Source organism: Rhodococcus sp. USK10, from assembly GCF_019378875.1.
Lineage (GTDB): Bacteria > Actinomycetota > Actinomycetes > Mycobacteriales > Mycobacteriaceae > Rhodococcus_F > Rhodococcus_F pseudokoreensis.
In genome coordinates this window covers 6599474-6619647 of sequence record NZ_CP076048.1, presented here as the reverse complement: position 1 = coordinate 6619647, position 20174 = coordinate 6599474, and the positions used below count along the sequence as shown (strand labels likewise).

Annotated in this window: 20 protein-coding genes; 16 read left to right on the top strand and 4 right to left on the bottom strand. The window is 63.9% G+C overall.

The annotated features are described in order from the left end of the window. Window positions 1-102 precede the first annotated feature (102 nt). Both I1A62_RS47345 and I1A62_RS37380 read right to left on the bottom strand, forming a co-directional pair. On the bottom strand, window positions 103-933 hold the full coding sequence (locus I1A62_RS47345; protein WP_219457297.1) for a glycosyltransferase: 831 nt from the start codon (window positions 931-933) through the stop codon (window positions 103-105). 149 nt (window positions 934-1082) lie between these two features. Next, the gene (locus I1A62_RS37380; protein WP_219457296.1) at window positions 1083-2606 is read right to left on the bottom strand and encodes a sugar transferase; all 1524 of its coding nucleotides are present in this window, start codon (window positions 2604-2606) and stop codon (window positions 1083-1085) included. Window positions 2607-3089: 483 nt separating this feature from the next. Between I1A62_RS37380 and I1A62_RS37375 the strand changes: the two genes are divergently transcribed. The 4 genes from I1A62_RS37375 to I1A62_RS37360 all read left to right on the top strand — a co-directional run bounded on the left by I1A62_RS37375 (window position 3090) and on the right by I1A62_RS37360 (window position 6003). Further along, window positions 3090-4217 (top strand): acyltransferase, encoded by a 1128-nt coding sequence (locus I1A62_RS37375; RefSeq protein ID WP_219457294.1) that lies wholly within the window; start codon window positions 3090-3092, stop codon window positions 4215-4217. An 84-nt stretch (window positions 4218-4301) separates the two neighbouring features. Continuing rightward, window positions 4302-4643 (top strand): hypothetical protein, encoded by a 342-nt coding sequence (locus tag I1A62_RS37370; protein ID WP_219457292.1) that lies wholly within the window; start codon window positions 4302-4304, stop codon window positions 4641-4643. Beyond that, the gene (locus tag I1A62_RS37365) at window positions 4640-5122 is read left to right on the top strand and encodes an ISAs1 family transposase (RefSeq protein WP_257890630.1); all 483 of its coding nucleotides are present in this window, start codon (window positions 4640-4642) and stop codon (window positions 5120-5122) included. The genes I1A62_RS37370 and I1A62_RS37365 overlap by 4 nt, the downstream gene beginning before the upstream one ends. Window positions 5123-5511: 389 nt before the next feature. Next, window positions 5512-6003, top strand: coding sequence for a hypothetical protein (locus tag I1A62_RS37360; RefSeq protein ID WP_219457290.1), 492 nt, complete (start codon window positions 5512-5514; stop codon window positions 6001-6003). On the opposite strand, the gene I1A62_RS37355 is transcribed toward I1A62_RS37360, so the two are convergent. Beyond that, window positions 5987-6385 carry a hypothetical protein gene (locus I1A62_RS37355; protein WP_219457288.1) on the bottom strand — a complete coding sequence of 133 codons (399 nt, stop codon included), beginning with the start codon at window positions 6383-6385 and terminating at the stop codon, window positions 5987-5989. The two genes, I1A62_RS37360 and I1A62_RS37355, sit on opposite strands and share 17 nt — an antisense overlap. A 358-nt stretch (window positions 6386-6743) precedes the next feature. Between I1A62_RS37355 and I1A62_RS37350 the strand changes: the two genes are divergently transcribed. The 10 genes from I1A62_RS37350 (at window position 6744) to I1A62_RS37305 (ending at window position 18941) form a co-directional block, all read left to right on the top strand. Then, window positions 6744-8558 carry an MFS transporter gene (locus tag I1A62_RS37350; protein WP_219457287.1) on the top strand — a complete coding sequence of 605 codons (1815 nt, stop codon included), beginning with the start codon at window positions 6744-6746 and terminating at the stop codon, window positions 8556-8558. Window positions 8559-8614: 56 nt separating this feature from the next. Further along, entirely contained in the window at window positions 8615-9046 is a 432-nt protein-coding gene (locus tag I1A62_RS37345; protein WP_219457285.1) for a nitroreductase/quinone reductase family protein, read from the top strand. Window positions 9047-9169: 123 nt separating this feature from the next. Continuing rightward, entirely contained in the window at window positions 9170-10609 is a 1440-nt protein-coding gene (locus tag I1A62_RS37340) for a family 43 glycosylhydrolase (RefSeq protein ID WP_219457284.1), read from the top strand. 173 nt (window positions 10610-10782) lie between these two features. Further along, window positions 10783-12207 (top strand): FAD-binding oxidoreductase, encoded by a 1425-nt coding sequence (locus I1A62_RS37335; RefSeq protein WP_219457282.1) that lies wholly within the window; start codon window positions 10783-10785, stop codon window positions 12205-12207. Beyond that, entirely contained in the window at window positions 12204-12578 is a 375-nt protein-coding gene (locus I1A62_RS37330) for a cupin domain-containing protein (RefSeq protein ID WP_219457280.1), read from the top strand. The genes I1A62_RS37335 and I1A62_RS37330 overlap by 4 nt, the downstream gene beginning before the upstream one ends. A 76-nt stretch (window positions 12579-12654) precedes the next feature. Further along, a complete protein-coding gene (locus tag I1A62_RS37325) occupies window positions 12655-14178 on the top strand; it encodes an APC family permease (RefSeq protein ID WP_219457278.1) in 1524 nt (507 codons plus the stop codon). A 114-nt stretch (window positions 14179-14292) separates the two neighbouring features. Continuing rightward, window positions 14293-14754 (top strand): Lrp/AsnC family transcriptional regulator, encoded by a 462-nt coding sequence (locus I1A62_RS37320; RefSeq protein ID WP_124391986.1) that lies wholly within the window; start codon window positions 14293-14295, stop codon window positions 14752-14754. Further along, window positions 14751-16136, top strand: coding sequence for an aspartate aminotransferase family protein (locus tag I1A62_RS37315; RefSeq protein WP_219457277.1), 1386 nt, complete (start codon window positions 14751-14753; stop codon window positions 16134-16136). The genes I1A62_RS37320 and I1A62_RS37315 overlap by 4 nt, the downstream gene beginning before the upstream one ends. After that, window positions 16133-17626, top strand: a complete 1494-nt coding sequence (locus I1A62_RS37310; protein ID WP_219457274.1) for a gamma-aminobutyraldehyde dehydrogenase — start codon at window positions 16133-16135, stop codon at window positions 17624-17626. The genes I1A62_RS37315 and I1A62_RS37310 overlap by 4 nt, the downstream gene beginning before the upstream one ends. A 124-nt stretch (window positions 17627-17750) precedes the next feature. Further along, complete coding sequence (locus tag I1A62_RS37305) at window positions 17751-18941, top strand: TerC family protein (protein ID WP_219461639.1); 1191 nt, start codon at window positions 17751-17753, stop codon at window positions 18939-18941. 97 nt (window positions 18942-19038) lie between these two features. Here I1A62_RS37305 and I1A62_RS37300 read toward each other — a convergent pair whose 3' ends face one another. Continuing rightward, entirely contained in the window at window positions 19039-19482 is a 444-nt protein-coding gene (locus I1A62_RS37300) for an SPW repeat protein (protein ID WP_025432050.1), read from the bottom strand. 176 nt (window positions 19483-19658) lie between these two features. Between I1A62_RS37300 and I1A62_RS37295 the strand changes: the two genes are divergently transcribed. Next, window positions 19659-19817: a hypothetical protein gene (locus I1A62_RS37295; RefSeq protein WP_219457273.1), complete on the top strand. Its 159-nt coding sequence runs from the start codon at window positions 19659-19661 to the stop codon at window positions 19815-19817. A gap of 43 nt (window positions 19818-19860) precedes the next feature. Beyond that, entirely contained in the window at window positions 19861-20172 is a 312-nt protein-coding gene (locus tag I1A62_RS37290) for a hypothetical protein (RefSeq protein WP_219457271.1), read from the top strand. Window positions 20173-20174: the final 2 nt, after the last annotated feature.

Genomic DNA, 20174 nt, shown 5'->3' with positions numbered 1-20174 from the left:
TTCCAAAGAATCGCACACCCGACCCTACTTCAAGACCACGAATTCGCTTGGTCCTTGCTCTAATAATCGCGTGAGCGACGGCAAATTTTCTGCGAAATGTTCTCACTTTTGTTCACCAGTCTCGATGGAAGAACTTTGATCCATTGCACGGCCGCATCTAATTTCGGCAATATGCTCGCGCAACACACCGCCATTCACTACTTTCAATAGTCCGTGATGTAGCCTCCCAAAAGCACGCGAGTATTTGTCCACTTTCACGCCTGGCAGACTGCTTCGCTCTCGGTCGGCAAACGCCTTTCCGTGTTGGGACGTTAGCTGTTCATCGTGTAGACGAAAGGCAGACAGAGGCTGGTTTATAAAGCCGAACTTATGGCCGCGCCGACTGAGTCTGAGGTAGAGCTCAAGATCCATAACCTGTTTATAGGCCGGGTCTAGATACAGGTCGCCTGCGTCTCGTACACGGCGACGAAAGAAAACGGAAGAACTCTGTATGTATGTTCCGTACGTCCGCAATACGAAGGGACTGAATCGGTGCTGGGCGACCAACCGCGAGAATGATCCTGTTTCGCCGGTGTGTATCGTGTTTCCGTAGACTATGTCCACTTCGGGGTGTTTTTCGAAATATTTGCGGACTACGTCAAACGCGAACGGAAGATAGTATTCGTCAGAATTGAGCCAGCTCAACACATCCGCACAGTTATCTGAATTCTCCAAAGCACGATTTACAGCGTCACATTGACCACTGTCCTGTTCCGATACATAGCTTAGCCCCTTCCACATATGTCGCCGAATTTCGGAAATACTACTGTCAGAACTCAAGGCGTCTTGTATGTGGTGCTTCACTCGGGACGCACCCTGCATGCGCACACTTTCGATTGCATCACCAATGAATCGGCCATAGTTTCGGTTAGGAGTCGCTACGAAGAATTCCACCGAGTTTCTCACAATCTAGTATTGTGGAGATCATGCTCCATCGATTCGCGTACTGCCCAATTGGGAATGGGTATCTTGACACCGGTTAGCGCGGCCAAACTGAGTTTACGAAGAAGTTGGATCGACTGCGTGGGTGTTGAGTCCTGCGGTCAATACGCACCGTCGCTCGCGACTACTGCCCTCAGAGTCTTCCCGATGATCAGCAAGTCCCCCATCATCGACCAGTTGTCGACATATGAGAGGTCTAGCCGCACAGTCTCCTCCCATGACAGGTCAGAGCGTCCACTCACCTGCCACAGCCCAGTGACCCCGGGCTTCACGAGTAGACGACGTCGGACAGTGCCGTCGTAGGCTTCCACTTCGCTGCGCAGCGGCGGTCTTGGGCCGACCACGCTCATCTGGCGGAGGAGGACATTAATGAACTGAGGCAACTCGTCGAGGCTGAACTTTCGCATGAAACGGCCCACCGTCGTCACCCGCGGGTCCTCACGCAGCTTGAAAAGGACGCCGGCGCCTTCGTTAGCCTTCATCAGCGAGACGACCTGCTTATCGGCGTCCACAACCATGCTGCGGAACTTCAGCATCAGGAACGGCTTGCCGTCGATGCCCATCCGTTCCGATCTGTAGAAGACAGGGCCTTTACTGGTCAGCTTGATCACGATGGCGACCGCCAACAGAATCGGGCTGATGAGTATAAGCGCGAGTATCGCGAACACGAAGTCGAAGGACAGCTTCGAGAACTTTTGCGCACCGTGGTATTGCGGCTTCTCCACGTGAATTAGAGGAAGGCCGGCGACGGGTCGCATCGAGAGCCGAGGACCCGACACGTCCATCATCCCGGGGGCGACCACGAGGTCGACATGGTGAGGCTCTAGCGCCCACGCCAGGTCCCGCATTCCGTCGTGGCCGAGATGCTCGGTTGCCGTCACAGCCACTGTGTCGGCCTGGCAGAATTCCAGAGACTCCACCACATCTTGCTCGTCTCCGAGTACGGGTATCTCTCGCCCGTTAACAGTGATCTTGTCGCCATGTCTACCGGTGTGCCCCGGGATGCAGACGCCGACAACACGGTAGCCATCAGCGGTGCCACGGGCGAAGGATTCGGCGAGGTTCCGCACGGAGCGCTCCCCTCCGACTACCAGTACGGAGGTCTGAAACTCCCCACGCAAACGCTTGCGAGCGACCACCTTGCGCCACACCCAGCGATTCACCAGCAAGGCAATCAAACCGACAGGGAAAGCGATCGCCAGGTATAGGCGCGCCAGGTCGAGCCGAAATAGCAGTGCCAGGATCGCAAGGAAACCGAAGAGACGAACCGTCGAAACGAAAATCCGGCGGTACTCGTCTGGTCCACTTCCGATAACTCGGATGGTGCGCGTCCGGAAGATCACCAGTGTCATCAACCATGCAATCACCAGCAGAGCCGAAACAAGCGCGTAACTGAGGTCGTGGATGTCTTCGCCCGTAGTCAGAACACCGCTGTCGCCGAAGCGAATCCACTGGGCCAACGCGACGGCGGCAATCACCACCAGGGTGTCTGAGATCAACAGACGCCGGATATACGCTGCCTGCCACGCTCGGCGACTCCCGAGTCGTCCCGTCTCCGAAGAGACCGTTGTTGCGCCCGGCGCGCCTGATGCAGGGCCGAGCGGAACATCGAATGCGGTCACCATTCGTGCCTTCCACCTGAGAACCAATAAGTCGGCTAGCGCTGCTGTCTTCCGACTGTTGGCGGTAGATGACGACCGCCCCCCTGTATTGCTGCCGGGATGATGATCGCACCTTCAACCAACTTCGTTACTACCGGAGTGGCGAGAGTCACAGCGGCGAGAGGTCAACCGCGAGAACAGGTTCCTGTGCAGGTCATAGCTCTATAGATCAACTGAATGACACCGTCTACCCCATGTCGGTGCATCGGGGATAGGGCCGAAGGTCCTGGCATCCCGAACAGACTTCCGGTATTTTCCGCGAACACTACTCAGGGGTCAGATCTGATGGCGTACTCGCGTCCTCGCACTGCTCTGCGTCTCGACCATCATGCTTCACGGACCCATGAACGAGCGGTCGAGAAGAACGGCGCCCAGTCGACATTGCTTGGCAGGTGTCAGTTGAACGTGGGATTTGCTCAGGAATCGCCATACAGGAGAATGCCAGCCATGACGACCACCGCCGCCACGCTGGCGCCTGCAGAAAATCTTCGATCGCTAACAGGTCTGCGCTTCTTCGCTGCGATCATGGTGGTGCTCTATCACGTGAGCCGATACATCCCGCCCAGTCTTGGGTTCGACGCTGTCTTCGGCCTGGGATACGTCGGAGTGACGTTCTTCTTTGTGTTGTCCGGGTTCATTTTGACGTGGACTTACCGTCCTGGTGATACACCGCGCGCATTTTATGGGCGCCGGTTCGCCCGCGTCTGGCCCCTGCACGTACTACTCACTATGGCGGCATTGATATTCCTTGTCGTTGCGTCACGTCCCCAGAATCCCTTCGGACTGGCTCTGGCCATTCCGCTTCTCCAGGCGTGGGCACCGCCTGGAGATCTGCACTACGCATACAACGGCGTCAGTTGGACCCTTTCGTGTGAAGCGTTTTTTTACGCAATGTTCCCGGCCTTGATTCTGGTCGTGCTCTCAAACCGGAACATGAAACGATGGATCGCTGGATTGGTCGGTGCGATGATCCTGTTCGTGATCCTCGTCTTAGCGATTGCGGGGACAGCATCCGACCTAGCGGGCGTTACTTCTGAACAACTTACCGGATTCGCACTGTATGTTTTTCCTGGATTCCGGATCGGTGAGTTCGTCCTCGGCATGATGCTTGCAGCCTTTCTTCGAAGCGGTTGGTCGCCAAAGCTTTCCGTGCTTGGAACTGCTGCCGCCGTCGCGGCGGCTTATATCGTGCTACTCGTATTTGCGGCAGCATTTTTCGACAGCCCATTTGACGTACCGATGGGTGTAATTGATCTCGTGATGATGCCCTTCTTGGCTGCTCTCATCGTTGCAGCAGCCGTCCGGGACACCCGCAAAGGTGGTGGCGTCCTGACCCATCCAGCGCTCGTGGCGCTCGGACAATGGTCCTTCGCGCTCTATATCGTTCACGAACTTGTGATTCGAGTTGCTGACCAGTTCATTCGGGTCGACAACGCGGGAGGCGAATGGGCCCGGGCACTTGGATGTGTCGTCCTTTCGATCGGTCTCGCGGCGGCACTGTTCCGCCTAGTGGAGCGCCCCCTGGAGCGGGGACTGCGGCATCGTCTCGGAAGCCGCGCTTCGGTAGCCCACTGACACACGCGGCCGCGGGTTGAGCCAGCCGACTTTGCCTCAGGTCTGCCGTACGGGAGAATTCTTCGCAGGTCGAAGGAGTCGCGGTTGCGGACCGCCGAGCCCGTCAAGAACGCGGCTTTCTGGTTATTCATGGCGATTGCCCTCGTCATTGGCGGCGGCCTGTACTGGGCGGCAGAATCACGCGGACCGAGCGACACGAGCTACACCCCGGTAGTCGTCGAGCCGAAGCCGTGGCCTGGTGCGATATTCCTTGGCGACTCATACACCGCAGGCTCACGAGCGGGTGGTGAAGGCGCCCGATACACAACGATCGTGTGCAATCAGCTTAAGTGGCGATGCGAGGTCAACCGCCAAGGCGGCACCGGGTACACCAACATGGGGCAGCCTGAGGAAAATGAGACAAAGTTTGTCAGCCGAAACTGTTGAAGCGACTGAAGGCACTGCCGTGGAAGAACATTCCGGTGTCGACGTCGATTGCCGGACGGGGCCAAGGCGGGCTCGAACGCCGCACCATCAAGGCCACCGAACACACCGACGGCCTGGGTTTCCCCGGGGCAGTGCAGGCCCTGCAAATTCGGCGGACCATCACCCGCAGTGGGCGCAGAACCGTCGAGGTGGTGTACCTGATCTGTTCGGTGCCGATGACCGAGGTCGCACCAGCGCAGGTCGCCGCTTGGATCCGGGGGCACTGGACGATCGAGAACCGAGTGCACTGGGTCCGCGACGTCACCTTCGATGAGGACCGTTGCACGATCAGAACCGGGTCCGCTCCACAGGTGATGGCATCGCTCCGCAACGTGGTCATCGGGATCCTCCGGTTGGCTGGCCATCTCAACATCGCCTCGACACTGCGCCACTACGGCAGAGACCCGAATCGTCCGATCGACCTGCTTCTGTCCGTCTGAAGTGGGTTTATGCGACTTTGCCGGGGCCCTGGATTGGGATCAGACTCCCAAATACACCGATTTCGTCGGTATCAGCAGGACGCGACCAATGCGCGTCACATAGCCACGGAAGCGACGGTGACGGAACGCCACCAGTACGGCACTTGTTCATAACGACCCCGAGCCACATCAACCGATCACCCATGAAGTCGGCTTATGGTTTGCGGGATCGGTCCTCGCCTCTCGACAATTACGACGCCGGCCAGTGCGACAACATTGACCATGTTCCGGCGGGGCCTGGCTGTAGTTCCCGCAGTGGCGGTTACCCCTGATCACTGCGGCCCGGTCGATTAATCCTTTCGCCGTCGAACCCCGGATAGATCACTCACCTCGGTGGCACGATTGGCACCGTGACCAACCGCCCGCTCGACAATGCACCCCACCGCAGTCGCCTGCGCCGCCTGCGTGCGGCGTGGCGGAGGAAGCTCGATCCGAGTGAGCAGTCGGCGGTGGTGTCGTGGGCGGCGTTTGCCGGGGTGCGGGCATTGACCCACTGGATCAGGCGCGGGCACGGGCCGGCAGGCGGCGGGATGAGTCTCCACGGCCGCCATTTCCACCATTACAACCTGGGGATCGCCGCGCTGGCTGCCGTCGGGACGGTGGCGGTGCGAGGCTCGGAGAAACAGCGCCGCCATCCGACGGTGCCGATCTCGTACGGCGTCGGCACCGCGCTCATCGTCGACGAACTGGCGTTGCTGCTCGACCTCGAAGACGTCTACTGGGCGAAGGAGGGGCGGACGAGCGTCGACGCCGCCGTGGTCATCATCGGCCTCGGGGGACTGATGACTGCTGGTTTCGAGTTCTGGCCCGCCGCCCAGCGGGCGCTCACGGACCCGACGTAGGCGGCCGCACGCAGGACAACCGGGCGGTCCCCCACGGCTCGATGTCGTAGACGGGGATGCAGTCCAGACCGCGGGCACGCACCCGCTGCACGGCCGCCGCGTCCGCCGACGGGCACGTGCCCTCGGCAACGGCCTCGGTGACGATCGCGCACACCACGTCGCCGCGGAATTCGCGGACGGGTTTCAGCCCCTGCTCCACCGTCCAGTGCCGCACGGCAGCCCAGTGCGTCACCTCGGTGACGGTGGACGGGTTGCCGATGAACAACACACTCCGCGTCGCGTTCCGTCCGCCCGACGCAGGCGATGCCTGCACTTGAATCTCCGCCTCGGTGCACCACTCGGATGCCACCTCGGCCAGGGTCGTGCTCGCAATCGTCGACATCTTCCTCATCCTGTTGCCGGCCCCCGGATGCACATCATCCTGTCGCGGATCGGGCTTCTCGGCTGTCCCCCGATCGGGCCGAGAATCGGATAATTCCGTTGTCCCCCGATCGGCCGACGGTGACGTCACAGCGCCTGGGGCTGCGGGGTGGATCGAGACGTCGTATCATCCAAAGTTGATCCACGTCGCTCGGCGGAACCGATTGAGCGACACGACATAACGGACAAACCGGGCATCTCCGATCGAGGGACGTCGCGGTCGGCTGATTGTCATCCAGAAGAGCACACACGACAACAGAACACTTTGCGTTCCATTTACTTACTTTTGAAAACTATGAAAACCCGAGAGGTGAAATTCCTTGGTCTCGCAGACGCAGGAACCTGCCGTCCCGAACGATGAACGCACCACAACACTCGACGAACTCGGACCGCACTACAAGTGGATTGCGTTGTCGAACACCACCCTCGGCATGCTGGTGGCCACGATCAACTCGTCGATCGTGCTGATCGCGCTCCCCGACATCTTCAAGGGCATTCACCTCAACCCGCTCGAACCCGGCAACACGAGCTACTTGCTGTGGATGATGATGGGCTTCCTTGTGGTGACGGCCGTACTCGTGGTCAGCTTCGGACGCCTAGGCGACATGTTCGGCCGCGCCCGGATGTACAACATGGGTTTCGCCGTCTTCACGATCGCCTCGATCTTCCTGGCCGTGACGTGGTTCGACGGCTCCGAGGCCGCACTGTGGCTCATCGGGTGGCGCGTCGTCCAGGGCGTGGGCGGAGCCTTCCTGATGGCGAACTCGTCGGCCATCCTCACCGACGCCTTCCCCGCCGATCAGCGTGGGCTCGCGCTCGGCATCAACGGCGTCGCCGCGATCTCCGGATCGTTCCTCGGCCTGCTCATCGGCGGCATTCTCGCGCCGATCCACTGGAACCTGATCTTCCTCGTCTCCGTCCCGTTCGGCCTGGTCGGCACGATCTGGGCGTACCTGAAACTTCGCGACACTGGTGTTCGCCGGCACGCCGACATCGACTGGTGGGGAAACATCACGTTCGCCGTCGGACTGATCGCCGTCCTGGTCGGCATCACCTACGGCATCCAGCCGTACGGCTCCTCGTCGATGGGCTGGACCAGCCCGCTGGTGCTCTGGTGCCTCATCGGCGGCGGCGCCGTGCTCGCCGCCTTCTGCGTCATCGAGACCAGGGTCGCCAACCCCCTGTTCAACCTCCACCTGTTCCAGATCAAGTCGTTCACCTGGGGCAACATCGCCAACCTGGTCGCGTCGCTCGGCCGCGGCGGGCTGCAGTTCATCCTGATCATCTGGCTCCAGGGCATCTGGCTGCCGCAGCACGGCTACGACTACAGCCGCACTCCGCTGTGGGCCGGCATCTACATGCTGCCGATGACCATCGGATTCCTGATGTCGGCGCCCGTGTCCGGCGTCATCTCCGACAGGTTCGGCACCAAGTGGTTCACCAGCGTCGGCATGTTCGTCACCGCGGGAACCTTCGGATTGCTGATCGCGCTGCCGGTCAATTTCGAGTACTGGGCCTTCGCCGTGATTCTGCTGATCAACGGCATCGGCATGGGGATGTTCTCCGCGCCGAACCGGGCGGAGGTGATGAACAGCCTTCCCGCCGACGCGCGCGGCGTCGGCGCGGGCATGATGACGACCTTCCAGAACGCGGCGATGGTGCTGTCGATCGGATTCTTCTTCAGCCTGATGATCGCCGGACTCAGCTCCAACCTTCCGGCGGCGATGAGCGACGGACTGATGGCGAACGGCGTGCCCGCGGCGCAGGCCACCCAGATCGCGAACCTGCCCGCCGTCGCAGTCTTGTTCGCGGCATTCCTCGGCGTCAACCCGATCAAGGAACTGCTCGGACCGAACCTGTCCGCACTCAGCGAGCAGCAGCAGGCACACCTGACCGGCCTGGATTTCTTCCCCCAGCTGATCTCGGGACCGTTCGCCGACGGCCTGGCCATGGCGTTCGCGTTCGCGATCGTCGCCTGCGTGATCGGGGGAATCGCCTCACTGCTCACCGGACCGCAGAAGAACCCGACGGCCGACGAGCCGCGGGAATCGGTGGGTGCGGAACTCGCCGGAATCGCCGGCGAGGCGGGAATCGGCCCGAGCGAACTCGTCGACGAGCAACCAGCGGTGAGGTGAGGTGAGGTTCGGCGGAGCCGGCCTCCGCGGGGCGCCGACCTCGTTACGCTGACACCATGCCTTCGGACCGCGGACTCAAGTTCATGAACGCCCTACACCGCACTGTCCTGCGCATCACCGGCGGGCGAGTTGGGAAGAGCTTCGGCAAGATGCCTGCGGTGGAGTTGACGACCGTCGGCCGCAAGACCGGGAAGGTGCACAGCGTCATGCTGACCGTGCCGGTGACCGAGGGCGACACCCGTGTCGTGGTGGCCTCACGCGGCGGCGACGACCGCCACCCCGCGTGGTTTCTCAACCTGCAGGCCAATCCGGTGGTCCAACTGTCGGTCCAGGGGCAGCCCGCACAGTCCATGCGCGCCCGCGTGGCAACCCCCGAGGAGCGGGCCCGTCTGTGGCCGCAGGTGACCGCCGCCTACAAGGGCTACGCGGGCTACCAGAAGAAGACGGATCGCGAGATACCTCTGGTTCTACTCGAGCCCACCGCCTGACACCGGTCACCGCCCTCAGAACACGGTTCGGTTGCAGTCCGACATCGCGAGCCGGATCCGCCCTTAACCTCGACCTCACCCTTATAGATTTGCGCATTCCGGGCAGGCGAAGTTGGGAGTGCCGTGAACACTGACGATGCTGCGCCGCGCAGGTCCCCCGTCCGGCACCTCCCACGGCGCGGGTGGATCACGGCGGCCCTGACGCTGCTCGTCCTCACGCTTGCGCCTGCCCCTTCGGCAACGGCCGAAGCGATCGTGCAACCTGTGGCCGCCGACCCGAGCGTCGTCCGCGCCTCCGACGGCATGTTCTACATGTACACAACCGCCGACGACTGGGGCGACGGCCAGGGCATGCACAACATGTCGATCTTCAAGTCCGCCGACCTCATGGACTGGATGTACCTCGGCGACGTCTTCCCCGACCGGCCTGCGTGGCATCCGGACGGCAAGCTGGCCTGGGCACCGAACGTCCTCGAATCCGACGGCCGCTACAGCCTCTACTACTCGCTCTACGACGACGCGAATCCCTGCATCGGTCTCGCCACCGCGGATCGGCCCACCGGACCGTGGAACGACCTCGGCCGGCCCGTCTTCTGCGCCCACGACGTCGGCGTCGGCGGCACCATCGACCCGTTCGTGTGGGACGACGGAACGACGAAGACGATGTTCGTCGGCAATTTCCAGGGCGTCCACGCGATCCCGCTCAGCGCGGACGGGACCGCGGCGGCCGGCGAACCGGTGCGCGTCGCCGACGAACGCTTCGAAGGCCCCTACGTCGAATTCCACGATGGCTACTACTACCTGTTCCTCTCGGCAGGCAACTGCTGCAACGGCGCCGACACCGCCTACCGCGTCCTCGTCGGCCGGTCCGAATCGCTCACCGGACCGTACCTCGACCGGAAGGGGCAGGACCTCGACGACGGTGGCGGCGCCCTCATCCTCGCCGGCAGCGAACCGTGGGCCGGGCCGGGCCACAACACGGTGGTCTCCGACGACGCGGGCGCGGATTGGATCGTGTACCACGCCATTCCGCGCGACAACCGGGATCTGCCCAGCGGGGCCCGGCGTCGCGAGGGGATGATCGACCGGATCGTGTGGGCGAACGGCTGGCCCGAGGTCGGTGACGGTTCACCCGCGTCGACCGGGCCCGCGAACCCCGACACGGATCTGCCGGTGCGGGTCACGTTGCGCGCCGACTCCGACACGACGCTGCCCGGGGACGGCGGGACCGTCGACGCCACCATGCTCGTCGAGGCACCCGAGGATCGCCCCTACGCGGGCCAGGTGTGGGTGAGCGCCGTATCGCCCGACAACCGGACCAGCGATCCGTTCTTCGGGCCGATCGACGTCGACCTGCAACCCGGCGAGGTCCTCGAGGAGGCCGTCACGTACACGGTCCCTAGTGATGCTGTCGCGGGAACGTACTACGCCTACGCCTTCGCGGGCAGCTACCCCGACGAGACCGTCGAATTCGGCACGATCCACGCAGTCAAGACCGGCGACGAGGCGAGGATCAGCCCGGTCCGCTCGGTGTCGCTGCACCTCGGCAAGCTCGCGCGCTGACAGGTTCCAGCCGATCCGAACAACCGATTCGGTTCCCAAAACTGACATACACAACGAAATCGGTAACAAATTTCGTCGCTGGCTATTGAAATAGTGGCGCCACCGAGTCAGGATGGGGCACGGTGACGTGCCTCACACGTCACCTTCGGTCAGTCCATCGACAAAGGTGCTACATGCAGCAGACAGTGTTCGAGAAGCAACAACCGAACGCCACGGTCGTCGACCATGCGCTCCGGCGCACCCGGTTGGCACCGTTCTGGATCGAGGACGTCGCCGACACCCCCACCTACCCGTCCGCCACGGCCGACGCCGCATACGACCTGGTGGTCGTCGGCGGCGGCTACACCGGACTGTGGAGCGCCCTCCTCGCCAAGCAACGCCACCCCGAGTTGTCCGTCGCCCTCGTGGAGGGCGAGACGATCGGGTGGGCCGCATCCGGCCGCAACGGCGGATTCGTCGAGGCCAGCCTCACCCACGGCAGCGAGAACGGCCGCCGACGCTGGCCGGAGGAGATCGACACCCTCGAATCGCTCGGCCTCGAGAACCTCGACGCCATCGAGAAGACGGTCCACACCCTCGGCCTGGACTGCGATTTCGAACGGAACGGCGCCATCTCGGTCGCCATCGCCGACCACCAGGCCGAGGAAGCGCTCGGCACCCCGCCGAGCGCCACGACCGTGGTGCTGGACGGGCCCGCGATGCGCGCTCAGGTGAACTCGCCGACGTATCTGGCCGGGGTGTGGGACAAGACGTCCACCGCGCTGGTGCATCCGGCCAAGCTCGCCACCGAACTCGGCCGGGTCTGCGCGGAGCACGGCGTCGAAATCCACGAACACACCAAGGTTCTCGACCTCGTCCGCTCCCGCTCGTCGTCCAAGGTCGGCGTCCGGACGGCCCGCGCGACCCTGTCGGCGGACCGAGTGATCCTGGCAACCAACGCCTTTCCGTCGCTGCTGAAGCGGTACCGACTGCACACGGTTCCGGTGTACGACTACGTCCTCATGACCGAACCGCTGTCCGACGCCCAGCTCGCGGACGTGGGATGGTCTGCCCGGCAGGGCATCTCCGACATGTCCAACCAGTTCCACTACTACCGGCTCACCCGGGACAACAGGATCCTCTGGGGCGGCTACGACGCCATCTACCACTTCGGGCGCGGCCTGAACCACGATCTCGAAGACCGCCCCGAGTCCCACATGAGGCTCGCGCGGCACTTCTTCACCACGTTCCCCCAGCTCGAGGGCCTCGAGTTCACGCACCGGTGGGGCGGCGTCATCGACACGTCGACGCGCTTCTGCTCGTTCTTCGGGTCCGCGGCCAAGGGGCGGATCGCCTACGCGGCCGGGTTCACCGGTCTCGGCGTCGGCGCCTCCCGCTTCGCGGCGAACGTCATGCTCGACAAGGTCGCCGGCGAGAAGACGGCCCTGACCGAATTGGCCCTGGTGAAGGACATGCCGCTCCCCTTCCCGCCGGAGCCGCTGGCGGCCGCGGGCATCAACGCCACCCGCTGGTCGCTCGATCGCGCCGACCACAACGAAGGCCGACGGAACGTCTTCCTCAAGGCCCTCGACGCCGTCGGCCTGGGATTCGATTCGTGACCGCCGTCCACACCGACGAGTCCTGGCATTCCGGACCCCACACGGAGGCCCGGACCGCCGATCTCACGTACCACCGCCTGCCCGCCGACCAGGTCGTCCGCGAGGGAGCGCCGATGGTCGGCGAACGAGTGCTCGGCGACTTCGCCGGCGTCACCGTCGGCATCTGGGAAATCGAGCCCAGCGTCTCGTGCGACGTCGAAATCGACGAGGTGTTCGTGGTGCTCAGCGGCGACGCGACCGTGCAGTTCGAGGACGCCACCCCCGATCTCGACCTCGGTCCCGGAAGTGTCGTTCACGTGCGGGCCGGTCAGAAGACCCGGTGGATCGTGCGCGACACACTGCGGAAAGTATTCCTCGCGCCGGCCACGTAGCCACGAAAACTGCTGCACCCCTTCATCACACCTGCCCGGGCACTACGCCCCACAGCCACACCTCGAGGGAGTTTGAATGAGCATTGCCGAACCTCCACCCTTGAAGACCCAGACCCCCGATCCGCTCGGCCCCGCGAAGGGGCTCAACAGCGGGGCACTGGGATTGATCGGCAACACGGTGATCGGGCTGTCCTCCGTCGCACCGGCCTACAGCCTCGCCGCGACGCTGGGATATGTCGTGCTCGCGGTCGGCGAGAAGGCGCCGTCGATGTTCCTCGTCGCCTTCATTCCGATGCTGCTCACGGCGTTCGCCTACCGCGAGCTGAACCGGGACACCCCGGACTGCGGGACCTCGTTCACCTGGGGCACCAAGGCGTTCGGTCCGTGGGTCGGCTGGATGGCGGGGTGGGGGCTCGCCGTGTCCGCGATCATCGTCCTCGCCAACACCGCGGAGATCGCGGCGATCTACCTGTTCGAGGTGCTCGGGTTGCACGCGGCGGCCGAGTCGCTCGCCGCGAAGGTGCTGTTGGGATGCTTCTTCATCGCGGCCATGACGTACGTCAGTTTCCGCGGCATCCTCATCAGCGAACGGCTGCAGAACGTCCTGATCGCCGTCCAGTTCGCCGTCCTCATCGGCGTCAGCGTCCTCGCGCTGTCGAAGGTGTTCGGCGGCACCGCAGGCCCGCAGGCGGTCACCCCGCAACTCGACTGGATCATCCCGACCGGTGTCTCGATGTCGAGTGCCGCGCAGGCGATCATCCTGTGCATCTTCATCTACTGGGGGTGGGACGCCTGCCTCGCCGTGGGTGAGGAGACGAAGGATTCCGAGCGGACACCGGGCCGGGCCGCGGTGCTGACGACGGTGATTCTCGTGGCCACGTATGTGCTGGTCGGATACGCCGTCCAGTCGTTCGCCGGGTTCGGCGACACCGGGATCGGACTGAACAACCCCGAGAACGTCGACGACGTACTGACCACCCTGGGCGGGCCGGTCGCGGGACCGGTGGCCGCGTCGTTGCTGCTGCTGACGGTGTCGATCTCCGCGCTCTCCTCCACCCAGACCACCATCCTGCCGACGGCGCGCGGAACGCTGTCGATGGCGGTCTACGAGGCGCTGCCGAAACGGTTCGCGTCCGTGCACCCCCGATACATGACGCCCGGCTTCGGAACCCTCGTCATGGGGGCGGCGGCGCTGCTGTTCTACCTGGTGCTGTCGTTCGCCAGTTCCAACGCGCTGCAGGATTCGGTGGCCTCGCTCGGGCTCGCGGTGGCCTTCTACTACGGCATCACCGCGTACGCCTGCGTCTGGTACTTCCGGCGGACCCTGTTCGACTCGACCCGGAATCTGTTCATGCGCGGCATCTTCCCGCTGCTCGGCGCCCTCTGCATGACGTGGGCCTTCGTGCAGAGCGCCGTCGACATGCTGCGTCCCGACTACGGATTCACCGCGTTCGGCCCGTTCGGTGGCGTGTTCGTTCTCGGCGTCGGCATGCTGGTAGTCGGAATCCCTCTGATGTTGCTGTGTTTCGCCACCGGCTCCAAGAACTTCTTCCGCGGACGCACCCTCACCGCCGACACGGAAGTGAAGGTGCCCGAGTGACGAGCACCGACGCCACCGGGAAGAGGCGATAGTTCCGACAATGTCCGAGCCAAGTGTTTTCGACACAGTGACCATCGATTGTCTTCGACACAGTGAGCAAGGGAGGATTCGACCATGTCTGAGCAGCCCGCGTCTCTCGATCCCGTGTCCAAGCAGATCATCGAGCAACTTCAAGAGGATGGACGACGGTCGTACGCGGCCATCGGCAAGGTCGTCGGATTGTCGGAAGCGGCTGTACGCCAACGCGTGCAGAAGCTGATCGACACCGGCGTCACCCAGATCGTCGCGGTCACCGACCCCGTGCAGGTGGGATTCTCCCGCCAGGCCATGGTCGGGATCCGCTGCTCGGGTGACGTCACCGAGATCGCCGCCCGGCTCGCCGACGTCGACGCCATCGACTACGTCGTGCTGACTGCTGGCGCCTACGACATTCTGGCCGAGATCGTGTGCGAGAACGACGACCACCTCCTGACCGTGCTCAACAAAGAGATTCGCACCATTCCCGGCGTGCTCGGCACCGAGACGATGGTGTACCTGAAACTTGTCAAACAGCAATATGATTGGGGAACCCGATGACTACGGAAACCACCTCTTCGCGCACGTCAGCGCAGCTCGAAGCGTCCGCTCGCCGCCATCTGTGGGGGCATTTCTCCCGGCACGGGGAGAACGTCACCCCGCCGATCATCACCCGCGGCGACGGCGCCCGGATCTTCGACTCCACCGGGAAGAGTTACCTCGACGGGCTGTCCGGGCTGTTCGTCGTCCAGGCCGGGCACGGCCGGGCCGAGCTCGCCGAGGCCGCCGCCAAACAGGCCGAACAACTCGCGTTCTTCCCGCTCTGGTCCTACGCCACCGAACCCGCCATCGAACTCGCCGAACGCCTCGCCGGCTACGCCCCGGGCGATCTGAACCGGGTGTTCTTCACCACCGGCGGCGGCGAGGCCGTCGAAAGCGCCTGGAAACTGGCCAAACAGTACTTCAAGAAGGTCGGCAAACCCGGCAAACACAAGGTCATCTCCCGCTCCATCGCCTACCACGGCACCCCCCAAGGGGCCCTGGCGATCACCGGCATCCCCGCGCTGAAGGCCCCGTTCGAACCGCTCACCCCCGGCGCGTTCCGGGTCCCCAACACCAACATCTACCGCGCCCCCGACCCCCTCGGCTCCGACCCGAAGGCGTTCGGGATCTGGGCCGCCGACCGGATCGCCGAGGCCATCGAATTCGAGGGCCCCGACACCGTCGCCGCCGTCTTCCTCGAACCGGTGCAAAACGCCGGCGGCTGCTTCCCGCCGCCACCCGGCTACTTCGAACGGGTCCGGCAGATCTGCGACGACTACGACGTGCTGCTCGTCTCGGACGAGGTGATCTGCGCGTTCGGGAGGATCGGGTCGATGTTCGCGTGCGAGGACTTCGGGTACGTCCCCGACATCATCACCTGCGCCAAGGGCCTGACGTCGGGGTACTCGCCGATCGGGGCGATGATCGCCTCCGACCGGTTGTTTGCACCGTTCGCGGACGGGACGTCGATGTTCGCGCACGGCTACACCTTCGGCGGGCACCCGGTCTCCGCGGCGGTGGCGCTGGCGAACCTGGACCTCTTCGAACGCGAAGGCCTCAACGCGCACGTCGCCGAGCAGGCCCCGGCGTTTAGGGCCACCCTCGACAAACTCACCGATCTGCCGATGGTCGGGGACGTGCGCGGCGAGGGCTTCTTCTACGGCATCGAACTGGTCAAGGACAAGACCACGAAGGAATCCTTCAGCGACGAGGAGGCCGAACGGATCCTGCACGGATTCCTCTCCACCGCCCTGTTCGACGCCGGCCTGTACTGCCGCGCCGACGACCGCGGAGACCCGGTCATCCAACTCGCACCCCCGTTGATCTGCGGACAAACCGAATTCGACGAGATCGAAAACATCCTCCGCGGCGTCCTCACCGAAGCTTGGAATCTGCTGTGAGCCACCAGGACCTTCCCGGGCTGTACGTCGGCGGCCGCTACCGGGACGGCGCAGCGTCCGAACGGTACGAGGTGCTCGATCCGGCCACCGGTGAGGTGGTTTCGTCGCGCACCGAGGCGTCGGTGGACGACGTCGACGACGCGGTCGCCACCGCGAAGGCTGCCTACCAGGAGTGGTCGACGACGAGTCCGGGCGAGCGTTCCGCCGTCCTGACGCGGTGGGCCGCCGAACTCACGGACATGTCCGACGATCTCGCGTCCACCGAAACCCGGCAGACGGGCAAGCCGATCAAGTTGTCGACCGAGTTCGACGTCCCCGGGTCGATCGACAACGTGTCGTTCTTCGCCGGCGCGGCCCGCAATCTGGAGGGAAAGGCGTCGGGTGAGTACTCGCCCGACCACACGTCCAGCATCCGCCGGGAACCGGTCGGGGTGATCGGGTCGATCTCGCCGTGGAACTATCCGCTGCAGATGGCGGCGTGGAAGATCCTGCCCGCCGTCGCCGCCGGCAACACCATCGTGCTCAAGCCGGCGGAGATCACTCCCCTGACGTCGCTGCTGTTCGCCGAGGCGGCGACCCGCGCCGGGATGCCGGACGGCGTCGTCAACGTGATCACCGGCCGCGGCGCGACCACCGGTGCGGCGCTGGTGTCGCACCGGGACGTGAGCATGGTCAGTTTCACCGGATCGACGCCCGTGGGACGGCAGATCGCGGCCGCCGCTGCCGGCAAGCGTCTGCACCTGGAACTGGGCGGGAAGGCCCCGTTCGTCGTGTTCGACGACGCCGACCTCGACGCCGCGATCAACGGCGCTGTCGCCGGTGCGCTCATCAACTCGGGCCAGGACTGCACCGCGGCCACCCGCGCCTACGTGCAGCGTCCGCTGTTCGACGACTTCGTCGCCGGCGTCGCCTCACTCATGGACACCGTCCGCCTCGGCGACCCGTCCGATCCCGGCACCGACATGGGTCCGTTGGTGTCGCGGAAACAGCAGCAGCACGTCGCCGGTTTCGTCGACCGCGCCCGCGACACCGGGGCGAAGATCGTTCGCGGCGGTGCCGTCCCCGGCGGCGACCTCGCGTCCGGCTTCTACTACGAGCCGACGCTCGTCGTGGGCGCCGACCAGTCGAGTGAGATCGTGCAGCGCGAGATCTTCGGCCCCGTGCTCGTCGTCCTGCCGTTCGACAACGATGCGGACGGCATCGCGCTGGCCAACGACACCGACTTCGGGCTGGCGGCGTCGGCGTGGACGCGGGACCTGTACCGGGCGCAAACCGCCTCCCGTGACATCGCGGCGGGCTGCGTGTGGATCAACGACCACATCCCGATCATCAGCGAAATGCCCCACGGCGGGTACAAGGCGTCCGGTTACGGCAAGGACATGTCGACGTACTCGCTCGACGAATACACGAACGTCAAGCACGTCATGTTCGACATCACCGGAACCGCCAGGAAGGACTGGCACCGGACGGTGTTCGGCGACCGACACTGAGCCCGGTCACCGGGGCGGCAGCCTGTCTGCCGTCCCGGCGACCGCGCCGGTTCTGCCAAGTCGCGCCGTGCGCGGGACTACGCTGACGAACAGAGCGTTCCGCTTCGACGGAGAGGCAGACATGGTGCATGTAACTCCCTTCGCCTGGATTCTGACGATCGTGGTGATCGTCGCGCTGCTGGCGTTCGACTACTTCTTCCACGTCCGCCACGCGCACATCCCGACGCTGAAGGAAGCGGCGATCTGGTCGTCGATCTACGTCGGACTCGCGCTCCTCTTCGGTGTCGCCGTCCTGATCTTCGGCGGCGTCGACATGGGCACGGAATACTTCGCCGGTTACGTCACGGAGAAGGCACTGTCCGTCGACAACCTCTTCGTCTTCCTCATCATCATCTCCAGCTTCCGGGTGCCGCGCGAAGACCAGCAGAAGGTGCTGCTGTTCGGCATCGTGTTCTCGATCTTCGCCCGGACGGGGTTCATCTTCCTCGGCGCCGCGCTCATCAACTCGTTCGCGTGGGTGTTCTACTTCTTCGGCCTCATCCTGCTGATCACCGCAGGCAACCTGCTGCGGCCCGAGACCGAGGAGTCGCACTCGGCCGACAACTTCATCATCCGCATAGCGAAGAAATTCATCCACACCACCGAGCAGTACGACGGCGACAAGCTGTTCACCGTCGAGAACGGCAAGCGGATGATGACGCCGATGCTGCTGGTGATGGTGGCGATCGGCGGCACCGACCTCCTGTTCGCCCTCGACTCCATCCCCGCGATCTTCGGCCTCACCCAGAACGTCTTCGTCGTCTTCACCGCCACCGTGTTCTCGCTGATGGGCCTGCGGCAGCTGTACTTCCTGCTCGACGGTCTGCTCGACCGCCTCATCTACCTGTCGTACGGACTCGCCGCGATCCTCGCGTTCATCGGCGTCAAGCTGATCCTGCACGCACTGCACGAGAACAACCTGCCGTTCGTCAACAGCGGCGAACCGGTCGACGTCATCGAGATCAGCACGTTCGTGTCCCTGGGCGTCATCATCGGCATCCTCGTCATCACCGTCATCGCGTCGCTCGCCAGTAAGAAGGGCAGGGCGCAGTCCACCATCGCCGGCGCCCGGCGGCACGCCGTCAACTACCTCGACCTCGACTACACCGCCGACCTCGCCGAGCGCGAACGCATGTACGACAGATTGATCAACGAGGAAGAACAACTCAAGAAGCTCGACCCGAAATTCAAGAAGATGGTCCGCGAGGAAACCGCACTCCTGGACCTCATCAAACGCGCCCACGGAGAGCACGACGCGTTCCTCAAACAGAACTAGCTGAACCCGGAAACAGCCGAACGCAGTCGAAGCGCCCACCGGATCCGGCGGGCGCTTCTTCGGCTCGTGCCCCATCCCCATGCGGGCACGTGCGTGTCTACCTCCTCCTCATCCTCATGCCGCCGTCCGCCATACCCATGGCGGTGATACCGAGACCCAGCAGACACACGACGATGCCGCAGACCACGTTCGACCAGATCATTCCCGCCGTGGTGGTTACTCCGACGACCAGCCACGGGCTGACGATCATCCACAGTCCGAGCAACGGCGCGACGAATGCCATGCCGTGCGTGCGTGAGTAGGCCGACGTGAAACCGACGGCGAGCAGTGCCACCGCAACACCCGACAGCAGGTTGCACATCGCCAGGCCAGACTGGCTTGCGAACCCGACAATCCACGGCGACGCCGCCATGTAGAGGCCTGCCATGAACATCAGGCCCTCGGTGACCTGTGTCATCGGCTGTTCCGAGACTCGGTCGTAGCGAGCCCGCAACTCGGCGATATCAGGGTGTCTCTCGATCGACATACCTGGTGTCGTCATCACCCACCTCCTTGAAAAAGAGAACCAATCCCTACCCAGGGGGTGCCCCGAACTCGCTACGGCAAACCGGCGATGACCAGGTAATTTTTGCGAATTTCCGCTACCGACCAGTCCCCACGGACGGCGGCGCATCCGACGCCCTTGGGCACGCGTCCAGGGGCAGGCATACTCGAAGTGTGTGGTGGATTGCCTGGGTCCTGCTCGCGTGGATAGCACTGTCGGTGCCGCTCGCGATCCTCGTCGGGAAAGCGATACGGCAGAAAGAGCTGCACGAACTGCCCGCCAAAGAGGACGCGACAAGCAAAAACGACCCTCCCGACCGCACGGTTGCGTGACCGCGCCGGGCGCACACCCGGCGCAGCTTGGAAGAATAGCGGGATGGCGCTGCCCTTCTATCCACTCGTGTTCATGAACTTCCTCTTCGCGGCGACCACCCTGTGCCTTGCACGCCCCTCCCACCTGACCGCCGGCGCCACCGTCGTCGCCGCCGTGGTCTGGATCTTCGGCAACGGTCCCCTCGAGGGCCAGGTGCTGTGGGAATTCGACGCCACCCACGGCCTCACGGTGTCCGACCTGCTGTCCGTGGCGGCGCTCGCGATCGCGGTATGGACGTTTGCCACCACCGGCGACCGACAGTGGGCTCGGCGAACAATGCGGCGCCGCCGGAAGCTACTTCGTTCCCGGTACTGAGC